Origin of the sequence: Nonomuraea sp. AD125B, from assembly GCF_041402765.1 — a bacterium.
Lineage (GTDB): Bacteria > Actinomycetota > Actinomycetes > Streptosporangiales > Streptosporangiaceae > Nonomuraea > Nonomuraea bangladeshensis.
The window spans coordinates 86154-100639 of record NZ_JBGLOU010000008.1; the positions used below are offsets into that span (position 1 = coordinate 86154).

Sequence of the window (14486 nt, forward strand, 5' to 3'; positions counted from 1 at the left end):
GCCGACGGACGGCGAGGGGCGTGGGTCAGACCTGGGCGGCGAGGGCTGCGGCCTGGTCGGCGGTCAGGCGGCCGTCGGCGACGATCGTGACGACCCTACGGCTCAGCCGTTCCTCGACGACCAGCGGCCGGTCCCAGGCCAGCGCCTGTCCCACCCCCGGATACTCCGTGTTGCGCACGAACCAGGCGTCCCCGTCGTCCTGGACGAACACCAGCGTCCAGTCCCGCCCGTCCGGGTCGGTGCCGGACAGCGCCACCCACCTGTCCCGGCTCCCGTGCACGGCCTCCTCGCCGCCCGGGAGCGTCGCCCGGTCCGTGGACGTGCCGGGCGCGCGCCAGAAGAAGCCGCCGTACCCCGCCCCCGCGCGCCCCTTGGTGGCCGAGCTGTTGACCTCGACGGGCGCCCCGGTGAGGTTCGTCAGCGTGAACGCGAAGTCCAGCGCCCAGGCGCCGTCCCCCAGCGACCGGGCGGCGACGACGCGCTCCTCGCGCGCCACGACCCGCCCGTGCGGGCCCGCCCACTCCAGCTCCTCCGTGAAGCCGTCGTCGGCGAGCCGGGTGAAGGCCCGGTGCCGCTGCGTGCCGTGGTCGTCGAGCCAGGTCGGCCCCTGGTCCTTGACGTACGTGCGCCCGCCCCAGAAGTTCACCCCGCCGAGGTCCGAGATCGCCACGCCCGCGCCCAGGTGGTGCACGTGGTCCTCGGGCCGCACCTCGGTGACCTCGACGCCGCCGAGCGTGCGCACCCGGTGCAGGTAGGGCCGGGGCGAGTCGGTGGCGGGCAGGTCGGGCCGGATCTCGTACGCGGCCACCTCCGCGCCATCGACCAGCAGGTTCACCCGCGACCACGGCGCGTCCAGCTCGGAGTAGAGCGCCAGCTCGTCCGCGCTGCGGGCGGTCAGCTCGGCGATGCCGGGCAGCAGCCTGCGGACGACCTCGCCCGCCGCGTCCCGCTCGGCCACCTGGTGCCGCTCGGGGATCGGCAGCGGCTCGGGGGCCCGCCGCACGGCGTCCAGGACCTGGGTGAACGCCTCGGTGCGGGCCAGCGGCACCAGCAGCTCGGCACCCGTCCTGACGTGGTCGATCAGGTTCTCCAGCAGGCCGGCGCGCTCGTGGACGGTGGTGGTGACCGAGCCGTCGGCGTGCTCGACCCGGAGCTGGTCCTGGGTGTAGACGAGCGTGGCGCGGCCCCGGTCGCCGTGCACGACGAGGTACGGCTCGTGCCGCTCGGCCGCGCACAGCGACACCGCGATCGTGATCGTCAGCCCGTCGTCGAGCCGGATCCGTACACAGGAGGTGTCGTCCGACTCGATCGGGTTGGCGTGGTAGAGCTCGGTCTCGATGCCGGCGACGCCGCTGTCGGTGAGCGCCAGCGCGGTGGCGACGGCGTGCGCGAACGGGTTGGTGAGCGCCCCGTCCACGACGTCCACGCCGTTCAGCCGGCGCTTGCCGGCCCAGGCCGAGCGGGTGAAGTACGCCGCCGGCCGCTCCCACGCGCCCGCGCCGCCGATGCCGCGCACGGTGCCGAGCGCGCCGCTCGCGATCAGCTCGCGCAGCGCGGGGACGGCCGCCGAGCCGAGCGACTGGAAGCCGACCTGGAGCGCCCGCCCGGTCTCCTCGACCGCCGCCGCGATCCGCCGGTGCTCCTCCGGGCTCGGTGCCGGGGGCTTCTCCAGCAGCACGTGGGAGCCGGCGCGGAGCGCGGTCACCGCGAGGTCGGCGTGCGTGTGGATCGGCGTGCAGATGATCGTGAACTCCGCGCCGGTCTTCTCGATCAGCTCGCCCAGGTCGGGCGACTGCAGCGGCGTGCCGAAGTCGACCTCGACCGGCCGCACGTCGCAGATCCCGACCAGCTCGACCAGCCCCTGGGCGGCCAGGGCGCGCAGGTTGCCCAGGTGGTGCCGGCCGTGCCCGTTGGCCCCGGCGAGAACGACCTTCTCCATCACGACCACCTCAGTCCGAGTCCGGCGTGCCCGCCGGCGCGCAGCATTCCACCGGACACCTCCACCGGGTACGGCTCCCGCAGCAGCCCGAGTGCCGCGAAGGAGGCGTCCTCCACGTCCTCGGCCATGGCCGGCAGCGGCAGGGCCAGCGCGAGCTGCCCGGACAGCTCGCTCAGCAGGTGCGGGTAGACAGGGACGTCGTACGTCCTCGCCAGCTCGGCGATCCGCAGGAACGGCGTGATGCCGCCGACCCTGACCACGTTCGGCTGCACGACGTCGCAGGCCCCGGCGGCGAGCAGGTCGCGGAAGCCGTAGGTGGTGTAGACGTTCTCGCCGACGGCGATCGGCACGTCGATGGAGCGGCGCAGCTCCACGTGCGCGGCCACGTCGTCGGCGGGCAGCGGCTCCTCGATCCAGTGCAGGCCGAACTCCCGCAGCGCGGCGATGGCCCGCCGGGCGCGGTGCAGGTCCCAGCGCTGGTTGGCGTCGATCATCAGCAGCCGGTCGGGGCCGATGACCTCGCGGACGGCCGCGACCCTGGCGACGTCCTCGGCCAGGTCGGGCCGGCCCACCTTGATCTTGACGCCCCGGAGCCCGGCGGCCGTCCAGCGGCGGGCCTGCTCGACCAGCTCCTCCAGCGAGTAGTGCAGGTTGACGCCGCTGCCGTAGACCGGCACCTCGTCGCGCCGCCGGCCGAGCACGTCGGGCAGGGCGGCCTCGCCGCAGCGCAGGTCCCACAGGGCGAGGTCGATCCCGGCCAGCGCGATCGTGGTGATCCCGCCGGGTCCGGCCTCGCGCGTATGCCGCCAGAGCCGGTCCCACACCACCTCCGGGTGCGGGGGCAGGCCGATCAGCGCCTCGCGCAGGTCGTGGTCGAGCAGCGCCCGTACGGCGTGCGCGCCGATCTGCGGCGTCCACGCGAACCCGGCGCCGGTGCGGCCGTCCTTGAGCGTGACGTGGGTGACGATCACGTGGTTGGCCGGCACGTCGGCGCCCCACGGGCGGGGGAGCGGGGCGGTGCGCAGCTCGGTGCGCAGGTCGGCGACCGTCATGACGCCGCCAGCTCCAGGCCGCTCTTGATCAGCGCCTCCAGCTCCGCCAGGTGCTCCTCGGTGACGTCCACGAGCGGCGGGCGGACCGGGCCCGCGTCCAGGCCGCGCAGCCGTACGCCGGCCTTGACCAGGGCGACCGCGTAGCCGGGGACCTTGCCGCGCAGCCGGACGAGGGGGGCGTAGAACTCGGTGAGCAGCCGCTCGTCGCCGTTCAGGTACGCCTTCGCGATCTCCGGCGCGAACGCGAACACCGCGCTGGAGTAGAGCTCCACGCCGATGCCCCGGTAGGCGGGCATGGTCAGCTCGGCGGTCGGCAGCCCGTTGAAGAACAGGAAGTCCGGGTACGTCTCGCGCACCGCGAGCACGGTCCGCTGCATGCGGTCGATGTCGCCGAGCCCGTCCTTGAGCCCGATCACGCCGGGGACGCCGGCCAGCTCGACCACGGCCTCCGGCTCCAGCACCACCGAGCCGCGCTGGTAGACGATCACCGGCAGCTCGGCCGCGACCGCCTCGACGTACGCGCGGAAGCCGTGCCCCGGCCCCTGCGCCAGGTAGGGCGGCATGAGCAGCAGCCCGTCGGCCCCGGCCGCCCGCGCGGCCCGCGCCTGGCTGAGCGCCGCGCCGAGCGGCCCGCCCGCGCCCGCGAACAGCGGCACCCGCCCGCGCACCACGTCGGCCGCCACCCGGATCACGCGCTCGTGCTCGGCCTCGGAGAGCGCGGAGAACTCGCCGGTGCCGCAGGCGGCGAACACGCCGCCCGGCCCGTGCTCCAGGCCCTGCCTGATGTGCTCGGCCAGCACCTCCTCGGCGAGCCCGCCCTCGGCGTCGAAGGGGGTGACGGGGAAGAACAGCACACCGCTGAGATTCATTCTGAGTCTTCCTTGAGCTCGGTTCGCCAGCTCCGCTTGGCCTGCCAGCCGAGCAGACGCTCTGCCTTGGTGGTCGAGAAGGCGGGGGAGGAGCCGGTGAGCCCCGCCGCGTAGGGTTCGGTGCCCGGCACCACCTGGGGAAGCAGCTCGGCCAGCGGCTCCCTGGCGAGGGCGTCGGCGGCGCCGACGAAGAACACCTCACCGTTGGGCAGCTCGGGCAGCGCCTCGATGAGCACGCCGGTGAACTCGGCGGCGTCGCGGGCGTCCACGTAGTTGAACAGCGACACCCCGCCCAGCTCGGGCCGGTCCAGCCGCTCGGTGAGCGTGTGGCCCGACTGCGTGGGGGCGCCGGCCCACTCCTCGGGGGCGATGACGAAGCACGGCCGGATGGCGGCGAAGTGCGTGGTGCCGGCCTCGGCGAACGTCTTCATGGTCTGCTCGGCGGCCACCTTGGACAGGTTGTACGCGTTCCAGGGCCGCACCGGGTGCTCCTCGTCGATCGGCAGGTACGCCGGCGCCCATCCGCCCGGCGCCCCGTAGCCGATCACCGTGGGGCTGCTGGCGATCACCACGTTCCGCACGCCGAGCGTCACCGCGGCCTCGCACACGTTGAACGCGAGCTGCGTGTTGACCTTGAAGATCACCGACTCGGGGCGGCTGAACGGCGTGGCGATGGCCGCGAGGTGGATCACCGACTGGGGGCGGAAACGCGCGACGACCTCGAACGCCTCTCCCGTTTCGGTGAGGTCGGCCGGTAAGACGGCCGCGGCCTCCGCCGGTGTCCCGGGGGCGCTGTCGACGCCGATGACCTCGTGCCCGGCCGCCGCCAGCGTGGCGACCACACTGCGGCCGAGGCGTCCTGCGCTTCCGGTGACGAGGACTCTGCTCACCGTGAGGGGCTCCTTCAAGACTGCAAACAGTTGCACTAAACCTTTGTGTCCCCAGGGCCGGGGCGTCAAGAGGGGATTTCGTGGCGCTGGTGCTACCAGGGGGTTTCCGGCCGACCCGGGCATGGGGTGGACCGGCAAGCGCTTTCAGCGTACCCATGGGTTCTGCAAGCGGTTGCGTTAGGGTGAACCTTTGTGACAGTGACGATTCGTGATGTGGCCCGGGCGTCCGGCGTGCATGTGTCCACGGTGTCGCGGACGTTCTCCGCGCCCCACATGGTCAACGCCGCCACCCGTAGCAGGGTGCTGACGGTGGCCGAGGAGCTGGGATACCGCCCCAACCGGGCGGCGCGGGCGCTCACGACCGGGCGTACGCACAACCTCGGGCTCATCGTGGCCGACATCGCCAACCCGTTCTTCCCGCCGCTGATCAAAGCGGCGCACGCGGCCGCCAGGCAGCGCGACTACCACCTGTTCGTGGCCGACACCGACGAGGAGCCGGCCGCCGAGGAGGAGCTGATCCAGGCGTTCTCCAAACAGGTGGACGGCGTGGTGCTGTGCAGCCCGCGCTCGTCCAACAAGGTGCTGGAGCGGCTGGCCGAGCGGGTGCCGTTCGTGGTGATCAACCGGCGGCTGCGCGGCGCGGCCACCGTGCTGATGGACGTCGGGCACGGGGCGAGGCTCGCGGTCGAGCACCTGGCCGGGCTCGGGCACCGCCGTGTGGCGCTGGTGACGGGGCCGGCCGGCTCGTGGACGAGCGACGAGATCCGCACCGCCGCCGAGCAGGTGCGCGGCGTCGAGCTGGTGGTCATCGGGCCGAACGCGCCGACCGAGCGGGGCGGCTTCGGCGCCGCCGAGCGGGTGCGCGAGTCGGGGGTGACCGGCGTGCTCGCCTACAACGACCTCGTGGCCATCGGGCTGATCGAGGGGCTCGGCGATCTCGGGCTGGAGGTGCCGGCGGACGTCTCCGTGGTGGGAATCGACGATATCGTTCCAGGACGGCTCAATCGGCCCAAGCTCACCACCGTGGCGATGCCGACGGCAGCCGCAGGACGGTTGGCGGTCGACCTGCTCATCCAGGAGGTGGCCGCCACGACGTCGCTGGAGACCAGGCTGGTCGTCAGGGACTCGACGGCAGCGCCACGATAGCGTGCCTGCTGCAACCGGTTGTACTAACCCAGAAGTAAATTCGTCTGACTTCTCCGGAGGGCACCCGTGTCACCAGGGGAAACGCCGTGGCGATATATCGGTAACGGCTATGTAACGCCTGCAAAGGGTTGACGTAACTTTCCCGGCAGCTATAGGAAAGCGCTATCCATTCACATTTCGCCGGAAGGTCCGTGATGACGAATGAGTTCCGTCATGGCTGACTCGGTGGCGGTGAAGCCCCGGAAGGCGGCGAGTCCACCCGCGCAGGGCGGTCACCGCTCCACCCAACGTTCCCGCCGCGAGGCGCGGGCCGCCTACCTCTTCCTGGCGCCCTGGTTCGTCGGCCTGCTCGTCATCACGATCGGTCCGATCTTCGCCTCTCTCTACCTCTCCTTCACCGACTACAGCCTCCTCCAGGAGGCCAAGTGGATCGGGCTGGACAACTACGTCAGGATGTTCACCGAGGACCCGAGGTTCATCGCCTCGCTCAAGGTGACCACCATCTACGTCGTCGTCTCGGTCCCGCTGCAGTTGGCCTTCGCCCTCGCACTGGCACTGGTGCTCGACCGCGGACTGCGCGGCCTGTCGTTCTACCGCTCGATCTTCTACCTGCCCTCCCTGCTGGGCGGCAGCGTCGCCATCGCCATCCTGTGGCGGAAGGTGTTCGGCGCGGACGGCCTGGTCAACGCGGTGCTCGGGATCTTCGGCATCGAGGGCCAGGGCTGGGTGGGCGACCCCGACACCGCCCTCGGCACGCTGATCCTCCTGCACGTCTGGACGTTCGGCGCCCCGATGATCATCTTCCTGGCCGGCCTGCGCCAGATCCCGTCGAGCTACTACGAGGCGGCGTCGGTCGACGGCGCGGGCGTGTTCCGCCAGTTCAAGTCGATCACGATGCCGCTGCTGACGCCGATCATCTTCTTCAACCTCGTGCTGGAGATCATCAAGTCGTTCCAGTCGTTCACGCAGGCCTTCATCGTGAGCAACGGCAAGGGCGGCCCGGCCGACTCGACGCTGTTCTACACCCTCTACCTCTACCTCAAGGGCTTCAAGAGCTACGACATGGGCTACGCCGCCGCTATGGCGTGGGTCCTGCTGCTCATCATCGCCGCCCTCACCGGGGTGAACTTCCTCGCTTCCAAGTATTGGGTCTTCTATGGCGACGACAAGTAGGCGGCCGGTCCCGGTCCTGTTCCGCCCGCTCAAGGGCGGACCGCTGGTCAAGCACGTGCTGCTGATCGGCTTCGGCCTGGTCATGTTGTACCCGCTGCTCTGGATGATCTCCAGCTCGCTCAAGCCGGAGGAGCTGATCTTCCGGGAGCCCGGCCTGCTGCCCAGCACGGTCACGCTGGAGAACTACACCGAGGGCTGGTACGCGCTCAAGCACCCCTTCGGCTACTACCTGTGGAACTCGGCCGTGATCACCGCGCTGTCGGTGGTGGCGAACCTGGTGGCCTGCTCGCTGGCCGCGTACGCCTTCGCCCGGCTGAACTTCCCGCTGAAGAAGCTCTGGTTCGCCCTCATGCTGGGCACGATCATGCTGCCGCACCACGTGGTGATCGTGCCGCAGTACATCATGTTCTCCGAGCTCGACCTGATCAACACCATCTGGCCGCTGGTGATGCCGAAGGTGCTGGCGACGGACGCGTTCTTCGTCTTCCTGATGGTGCAGTTCATCCGTACACTGCCCAGAGAACTGGACGAGGCGGCCGAGATCGATGGGGCGGGATACTGGCGGATCTATCTCAGGGTCGTCATGCCGCTCTGCCTGCCGGCCCTGGCCACGACCGCGATCTTCACGTTCATCTGGACGTGGAACGACTTCCTCAGCCAGCTTCTTTACCTCAACAATCCGGACAACTTCACCGTTCCGGTGGCACTGCGTACGTTCCTGGACGCCAGCAGCGACTCGTCCTGGGGGCCGATGTTCGCCATGTCGATCCTCGCGCTGGGGCCGATCTTCGGTTTCTTCCTGGTCGGCCAGAAGTACTTGATCCGCGGCGTGGCCACCACCGGCCTGAAGTAGTCCTTTCCTCCCCACCCCCCAACCGAACACCCCCTAGGAGGTAGAGCCGTGAGCTCTGGCAAGAAGATGTGGTCGGCGGCGCTGCTGGCCACCGCCGTGCTGGCGGTCACCGCGGCGTGCGGCAGTGGCGGCAGCGGCGGCGAGACCGCCGACGGCAAGATCAAGCTGCGCTTCTCCTACTGGGGCAGCGACGCTCGGCAGAAGATGACCGAAGAGGCCATCAAGAAGTTCGAGGCCAAGAACCCCAACATCGACGTCGAGGGCGAGTTCTCCGACTTCGCCAGCTACTACGAGACGCTGTCCACGAAGGTCGCCGGCAACGACGCCCCGGACGTGATCACCCTGGAGATCCGCGGCCTGCGCGAGTACGCCGACCGCGGCACGCTGGCCGACCTGGCCAGCAAGGTCAACACGGCCGACATCGACGCCAAGGTCCTGTCCACCGGCGCGATCGACGGCAAGCAGTTCGCCATCCCCACGGGAGTGAACGCGTTCTCGCTGATCGTCAACCCGGCCGCGGTCGAGAGCAGCGGCGCCAAGCTGCCCGACGACACCTCGTGGACCTGGGACGACTTCGTGCAGTTCGCCTCGAAGATCACCTCGGGGAGCGGCGGCAAGCAGATCGGCACCCAGCTCAGCTGGAACCCGGCCTACCTCCAGATCTACGCCGCCCAGAAGGGCGAGCCCTTCTACAACGGCAACAAGCTCGGCCTGAGCCCCCAGACCATCAAGGACTGGTGGGGCATCATGCAGAACCTCATCAAGACCAAGGGCGCCCCCGACGCCGCCAAGAGCTCCGAGATCGGCGCCACCAGCATCGACCAGTCGCTGCTCGGCACCAACAGCGGCGCGATGGGCATGTGGTGGAGCAACCAGCTCGGCGCGGCCGCGAAGGCGTCCGGCCAGAACCTGGAGCTGCTGCGCATGCCGAAGGTCCAGGGCGCGACGACGGGCGGCATGTTCCTGCAGCCCGCCATGTTCTACACCGCCTCCTCCAAGTCCGCGCACGCGGCCGAGGCGGCCAAGTTCATCGACTTCATGGTCAACGACCCCGAGGCGGGTCAGATCATCCTCAGCGACCGCGGCCTGCCCGCCAGCTCCAAGGTGCTGGCGGCGGTCCGCGACAAGCTGCCCGAGGCCGACAAGAAGACGCTCGACTTCCTCGACAAGACCCGCGGCGAGATGTCCGACCCGCCGGCCGCCCCGCCGAAGGGCGCGAGCGCCATGGAGGACATCCTCACCCGGTACTCCGAGGAGGTCATGTTCGGCCGGATGACGCCTGACGACGCCGCCCAGAAGTTCATCACGGAGGCGAACGCCTCCATCGCCGGCTAAGGAGAGACATGAGGTACGCGTTCGTCGGGCTCGGGCACCGCGCGCAGATGTACGTCGACGCGCTGCTCGGAGAGTGGCGTGACGCCGGCACCATCGTCGCCCTGTGCGACCTCAACCGGACCCGCATGGACTACTACGTCGAGCGGATCGGCCAGGAGGTGCCGTGCTTCGCGCCCGATGAGTTCGACAAGGTGCTCGAGCTCGCCGACGCGGTCATCGTCACGACCGTCGACGCCACGCACGCCCGCTACGTGTGCGCGGCGCTCGACGCCGGTCGGGACGTCATCGTCGAGAAGCCGCTCACCGTGGACGCCGAGGGCTGCGCGGCCATCGCCGCCGCCGCCGAGCGCAGCAGCGGCAAGCTGATCGTCACCTTCAACTACCGCTACTCGCCGCGCAACTCCGCGGTGCGCCGGCTGCTCATGGAGGGCGCGATCGGCGAGGTGACCTCCGTGCACTTCGAGTGGACGCTGGACACCATCCACGGCGCCGACTACTTCCGCCGCTGGCACCGGCAGCGGGCCAGCTCGGGCGGGCTGCTCGTGCACAAGTCGACCCACCACTTCGACCTGGTCAACTGGTGGCTCGACGCCGCGCCCGAGCTCGTCTTCGCCCAGACCGACCTGCGGTTCTACGGCGCGGACAACGCCAGGAAGCGCGGCCTCGGGGAGCGTCCCGCGCGAGGGCAGGGCGCTCCGGGGCTGGGCTCGGACCCGTTCATCCTGGACATCTCCGCCGACCACCGGCTCAAGCGCCTCTATCTGGACGCCGAGCACGAGGACGGCTACGTCCGTGACCAGGACGTCTTCGGCGAGGGCATCGACATCGACGACAACATGTCGGTGCTGGTGCGCTACACCAACCGGGCGGTCCTCACCTACTCGCTGCACGCCCACGCTCCGTGGGAAGGCTACCGGGTCGCCTTCAACGGCACCGCCGGGCGGCTGGAGCTGGACGTCGTCGAGCGGGAGTGGACACCGCCGCACGCGGCCATCGACCCGAGCGCGGCGGCCAAGGAGCACGCCACCGGCTCGTCGGAGCGGCTGCTGCTGCGGCGGCACTGGAGCGAGCCGGAGGAGATCCCCATCGAGAGCGGCGCGGGCGGCCACGGGGGAGGCGACCGGCTGCTGCTGAACGACGTCTTCCGCGGGCCGGACAACGACCCGCTGGCCCGCCAGGCGGGCTACCGCGACGGCATCCGCAGCGTGCTGACCGGCGTCGCCGCCACGGTCTCCGCCCGCACCGGCGCCCCGGTCCGGCTGGCGGACCACGGCACCCGTGTCAGCTGACCCACCCACCCCGCCTCCGGTCGTCCGAGGGGAGGGGGCGGTGTTCCGGGAGCTGGCCGGGGTCGCCGGGGCGCAGTTCGGGCTCTACCCCGAGCCCGGCCCGCGGCTGCGGGAGGCGGCGCGGGACGCGATGGGGGTGCTCGACCTGCACGCTGATGACGTGCGGGTGGAGCGCTCCTGGACCGACGGCGACCTGTACGGCGAGGAGCTGTCCTGGTCCGTCGGCTTCGGCCCGCGCACCCGCGCCTTCCTGCTCAAGCCCAAGGACGCGGCCGGCCCGCTCCCCGGCGTGGTGGCGCTGCACTGCCACGCCGGCATGAAGTGGGCCGGCAAGGAGAAGATCGCCGACGCCCCGGAGGGCCCGTCCCCGGAGGTGGCGCGGCTGCGCGCGGAGCTCTACGGCGGCCGGGCGTTGGCCAACGCCCTGGCCCGCCGCGGTTTCGTGGTCCTCGCGCACGACGTGTTCGTGTGGGGCAGCCGCCGCTTCCCGCTCGACCTCCCGCCGGGGCCGGAGAGCGAGGCCGACCGCTACGACGCCGCGGCCCGCGCCCACGAGCACGTGGTGGCCAAGCACTGCGCCGTGCTCGGCACCTCGTTCACCGGGGTCGTCGCCGGCGAGGACCTGGCCGCCGCGGCGTACCTGCGCTCCCGTCCCGACGTGTCCAGGACCGGCTGCGCGGGCCTGTCGGGCGGCGGCCTGCGCGCCGGGCTGCTCGGCGCGTTCGACGAGCACATGGACGCGGTCGTGGTGGCCGCCATGGCCAGCAGCTACCGCGACCTGCTGGACGGGCACGTGGCCCGGCACACCTGGATGTTCTACCCGCCGGGCCTGCCGCGCCTGGCCGACTGGCCCGACCTGATGGCCGCCCGCGCGCCCGCCCCGCTCATGGTCCAGTACGCCACCCGCGACAAGCTGTTCCCCGCCGCGGGCATGCGCCGCGCCCACGAGACGATCACCGCCCGCTACCGGGACGCGCCCGGCGCGTACGAGGCGGTCTTCGCCGACGTGCCGCACAGCTTCGACGTGCCGATGCAGGAGCGGGCCTTCGACTGGCTGGCCGGCGCCCTCGCCTAGTTGCCGCTCTTCCACTGGGCGAGGAGCTTGTCGTAGTCGACCGTGGCGGGCTTGCCGCGCTCGTCGGCCAGCTTCGCCACCGGCGCGCCCGGCTGGTCCAGCCACTGCTGGGCGGGCTGCTCGGGGTTGAGCTTGGGCGCGCAGGCGCCGCCGTAGCCGACCCGCTCCAGCCGGGACAGGATCTCGTCCTGCTGCTTGGCGAGGTTGTCCATCGACTGCTGCGGCGTGGTCTCGCCGGTCACCGCGGTGGCCACGTTCTGCCACCAGAGCTGGGCCAGTTTGGGGTAGTCGGGGACGTTCGTCCCGGTGGGGGTCCACTGCTTGCGGGCGGGGGAGCGGTAGAACTCGATGAGGCCGCCGTACTTCTTGGCGTTGTCGTCGAAGTACGCGCTCCTGATGTCGGAGTCCCTGATGAAGGTCAGCCCGGTGATCGTCTTCTTCAGCGACACCGTCTTGGACGTGACGAACTGCGCGTACAGCCAGGCGGCGGCCCGCCGCTCCTTCGGGGTGTTCTTCAGGAACGTCCACGCGCCCGCGTCCTGGTAGCCGAGCTTGTGGCCGTCCTTCCAGTACGCCCCGTGCGGGCTCGGCGCCATCCGCCACTTCGGCGTGCCGTCGGCGTTGACCACCGGCAGGCCGGGCTTGGTGAGGTCGGCGGTGAACGCGGTGTACCAGAAGATCTGCTGCGCGATGGCGCCCTGCGCGGGCACCGGGCCCGACTCGCTGAAGTTCATGCCCGCGGCCTCCTTGGGGGCGTACTTCTTCAGCCAGTCGATGTACTTGACCAGCGCGTACACCGAGGCGGGGCCGTTGGTGTCGCCGCCACGGGTGACGGACGAGCCGACCGGGCGGCAGTTCTCGGCCCGGATGCCCCAGTCGTCCACGGGCAGGCCGTTGGGGATGCCGGGGCGCCGTTGCCCGCCATCGACAGCCAGGCGTCGGTGAAGCGCCAGCCCAGCGACGGGTCCTTGCGGCCGTAGTCCATGTGGCCGTAGACCTTCCTGCCGTCGATGGTGCCGTCGCCGTTGACCTTGTTGGTGAAGAAGTCGGCGATGTCCTCGTAGGCCGCCCAGTTGACCGGGACGCCGAGGTCGTAGCCGTACAGGTCCTTGAACTGCTTCTTGATCGCCGGGTCGGTGAACCAGTCGTAGCGGAACCAGTAGAGGTTGGCGAACTGCTGGTCGGGGAGCTGGTAGACCTTCTTGTCCGGGCCGGTGGTGAAGCTGATGCCGATGAAGTCGTTCAGGTCGAGGGTGGGCGAGGTGACGTCCTTGCCCTCGCCGGCGATGTAGTCCGACAGCGGCAGCACGTACGTGCCCCGCGAGTGGGTGCCGATGAGGTCGGAGTCGTTGACGTAGGCGTCGTAGATGTTCTGGTTGCCCTGGATCTGGGTCTGGAGCTTCTCGATGACGTCGCCCTCCTGGATCAGGTCGTGCTTGATCCTGATCCCGGTGATCTCGGTGAACGCCTTGGCGAGCTGCTGGGACTCGTACTCGTGGGTGGTGATCGTCTCCGACACCACGTTGATCTGCATGCCCCGGTAGGGGGCCGCGGCCTTGATGAACCAGTCCATCTCGGCGAGCTGCTGGTCCTTCGACAGCGTGCTCGGGGTGAACTCCCGCGTCACCCACCGCTGCGCCGCCGCCTTCCCGTCGGCCTCACGGAAGTCGCTCGACGGCCGCTGCGCGCCCTGCGCGCAGGCGGTGGCCGCGAGGGTCAGCGCGGTCAGTGCCGCGGCCACGGACCTGCCTGCCCGATGCGTCATCGCTGGGCTCCTCTCCTGTCAGCCCCATATCCCGATCACGACCACCACGAGGACCGCGCAGCCGAGCGCGAGCCACATGGACAGGTCGGTGACGGCCATCCAGCCGACCAGTACGACCGCCGCGCCGATCAGCCCGATGTAGAGCCGGTCGCCGCGGTCGGTCTCGACGCGCAGGAACCCCCGCCTGGCCACGGGAGGGGAGAAGTGCCCCCAGACCGTCATGACGACCAGCAGCAGCGCCAGCCCGGCGAACACCAGCGCCGTCGGGGGGGTCCACACCATCCACTCGAACATCCGGCTACACCCTCCCCAGCGCGAAGCCCTTGGCGATGTAGTTGCGCACGAACCAGATGACGACCGCGCCGGGCACGATCGTGAGCACCCCGGCGGCGGCCAGCAGCCCCCAGTCGACCCCGGCCGCGCTGACCGTCCTCGTCATGGTCGCGGCGATCGGCTTGGCGTCCACTGACGTGATGGTCCGCGCGATCAGCAGCTCGACCCAGCTGAACATGAAGCAGAAGAACAGCGTCACGCCGATGGCCGAGCGGATCAGCGGCAGGAAGATCCGGACGAAGAAACGCGGCAGCGAGTAGCCGTCCACGGCCGCGGTCTCGTCGATCTCGCGCGGGATGCCGGACATGAAGCCCTCCAGGATCCACACCGCGAGCGGCACGTTGAACAGCATGTGCGCGACGGCCACGCCGAGGTGCGTGTCGAACAGGCCCACGGCCTGGTAGATCTGGAAGAACGGCAGCAGGAACACGGCGGGCGGCGCCATGCGGTTGGTCAGCAGCCAGAAGAACAGGTGCTTGTCGCCGGCGAAGCGGAAGCGCGAGAACGCGTACGCCGCCGGCAGCGCCACGACCAGCGACATCACCGCGTTCATCGAGGTGTAGACGATCGAGTTGAGATAGCTCGAATACCACGACGGGTCGCCGAAGAAGGTCTGGTAGTTCTCGAACGTCACCCGCTGCGGGATCAGCGAGAAACTGCCGAGGATGTCGTCGTTCGGGCGGATCGACATGCCGAACATCCACAGCAGCGGCAGCATGAGCGTGGCCACGTACAGCCAGAAGACCGTGCGCGCCCAGGGGAGCCGC

At 70.4% G+C, this 14486-nt stretch carries 13 protein-coding genes; 6 read left to right on the forward strand and 7 right to left on the reverse strand.

The features are described from left to right. Positions 1 to 25: 25 nt before the first annotated feature. From ACBR40_RS22005 to ACBR40_RS22020, 4 genes are read right to left on the reverse strand one after another with little or no spacing between them, the layout of a single operon-like run. Positions 26 to 1939, reverse strand: coding sequence for a DUF6807 family protein (locus ACBR40_RS22005; RefSeq protein ID WP_371249956.1), 1914 nt, complete (start codon positions 1937 to 1939; stop codon positions 26 to 28). After that, positions 1939 to 2991 carry a mandelate racemase/muconate lactonizing enzyme family protein gene (locus ACBR40_RS22010; protein WP_371249957.1) on the reverse strand — a complete coding sequence of 351 codons (1053 nt, stop codon included), beginning with the start codon at positions 2989 to 2991 and terminating at the stop codon, positions 1939 to 1941. Before ACBR40_RS22010 ends, ACBR40_RS22005 begins: the two co-directional genes overlap by 1 nt. Continuing rightward, the gene (locus ACBR40_RS22015) at positions 2988 to 3860 is read right to left on the reverse strand and encodes a 5-dehydro-4-deoxyglucarate dehydratase (RefSeq protein ID WP_344209754.1); all 873 of its coding nucleotides are present in this window, start codon (positions 3858 to 3860) and stop codon (positions 2988 to 2990) included. The genes ACBR40_RS22010 and ACBR40_RS22015 overlap by 4 nt, the downstream gene beginning before the upstream one ends. Beyond that, a complete protein-coding gene (locus ACBR40_RS22020; protein WP_371249958.1) occupies positions 3857 to 4750 on the reverse strand; it encodes an NAD-dependent epimerase/dehydratase family protein in 894 nt (297 codons plus the stop codon). The genes ACBR40_RS22015 and ACBR40_RS22020 overlap by 4 nt, the downstream gene beginning before the upstream one ends. A 192-nt stretch (positions 4751 to 4942) precedes the next feature. Here ACBR40_RS22020 and ACBR40_RS22025 point away from each other — a divergent pair, with 192 nt between their 5' ends. From ACBR40_RS22025 to ACBR40_RS22050, 6 genes are all read left to right on the forward strand, one after another. Then, positions 4943 to 5896 (forward strand): LacI family DNA-binding transcriptional regulator, encoded by a 954-nt coding sequence (locus tag ACBR40_RS22025; RefSeq protein WP_344209750.1) that lies wholly within the window; start codon positions 4943 to 4945, stop codon positions 5894 to 5896. Between the two features lie 213 nt (positions 5897 to 6109). Beyond that, a complete protein-coding gene (locus ACBR40_RS22030) occupies positions 6110 to 7069 on the forward strand; it encodes a sugar ABC transporter permease (RefSeq protein ID WP_344209748.1) in 960 nt (319 codons plus the stop codon). After that, on the forward strand, positions 7053 to 7922 hold the full coding sequence (locus tag ACBR40_RS22035; RefSeq protein WP_344209746.1) for a carbohydrate ABC transporter permease: 870 nt from the start codon (positions 7053 to 7055) through the stop codon (positions 7920 to 7922). Before ACBR40_RS22030 ends, ACBR40_RS22035 begins: the two co-directional genes overlap by 17 nt. A gap of 48 nt (positions 7923 to 7970) precedes the next feature. Next, complete coding sequence (locus ACBR40_RS22040; protein WP_344209744.1) at positions 7971 to 9257, forward strand: extracellular solute-binding protein; 1287 nt, start codon at positions 7971 to 7973, stop codon at positions 9255 to 9257. Between the two features lie 8 nt (positions 9258 to 9265). Further along, a complete protein-coding gene (locus ACBR40_RS22045) occupies positions 9266 to 10546 on the forward strand; it encodes a Gfo/Idh/MocA family protein (protein ID WP_371249959.1) in 1281 nt (426 codons plus the stop codon). Between the two features lie 40 nt (positions 10547 to 10586). Beyond that, the gene (locus ACBR40_RS22050) at positions 10587 to 11621 is read left to right on the forward strand and encodes a dienelactone hydrolase family protein (protein ID WP_371249960.1); all 1035 of its coding nucleotides are present in this window, start codon (positions 10587 to 10589) and stop codon (positions 11619 to 11621) included. 763 nt (positions 11622 to 12384) lie between these two features. Here ACBR40_RS22050 and ACBR40_RS22055 read toward each other — a convergent pair. From ACBR40_RS22055 to ACBR40_RS22065, 3 genes are read right to left on the reverse strand one after another with little or no spacing between them, the layout of a single operon-like run. Continuing rightward, the gene (locus ACBR40_RS22055; RefSeq protein WP_371249961.1) at positions 12385 to 13386 is read right to left on the reverse strand and encodes an extracellular solute-binding protein; all 1002 of its coding nucleotides are present in this window, start codon (positions 13384 to 13386) and stop codon (positions 12385 to 12387) included. A gap of 18 nt (positions 13387 to 13404) precedes the next feature. Then, the gene (locus tag ACBR40_RS22060; protein ID WP_344209735.1) at positions 13405 to 13680 is read right to left on the reverse strand and encodes a DUF2160 family membrane protein; all 276 of its coding nucleotides are present in this window, start codon (positions 13678 to 13680) and stop codon (positions 13405 to 13407) included. 4 nt (positions 13681 to 13684) lie between these two features. Further along, positions 13685 to 14437 (reverse strand): carbohydrate ABC transporter permease, encoded by a 753-nt coding sequence (locus ACBR40_RS22065; RefSeq protein ID WP_371250133.1) that lies wholly within the window; start codon positions 14435 to 14437, stop codon positions 13685 to 13687. Between the last annotated feature and the right edge of the window lie 49 nt (positions 14438 to 14486).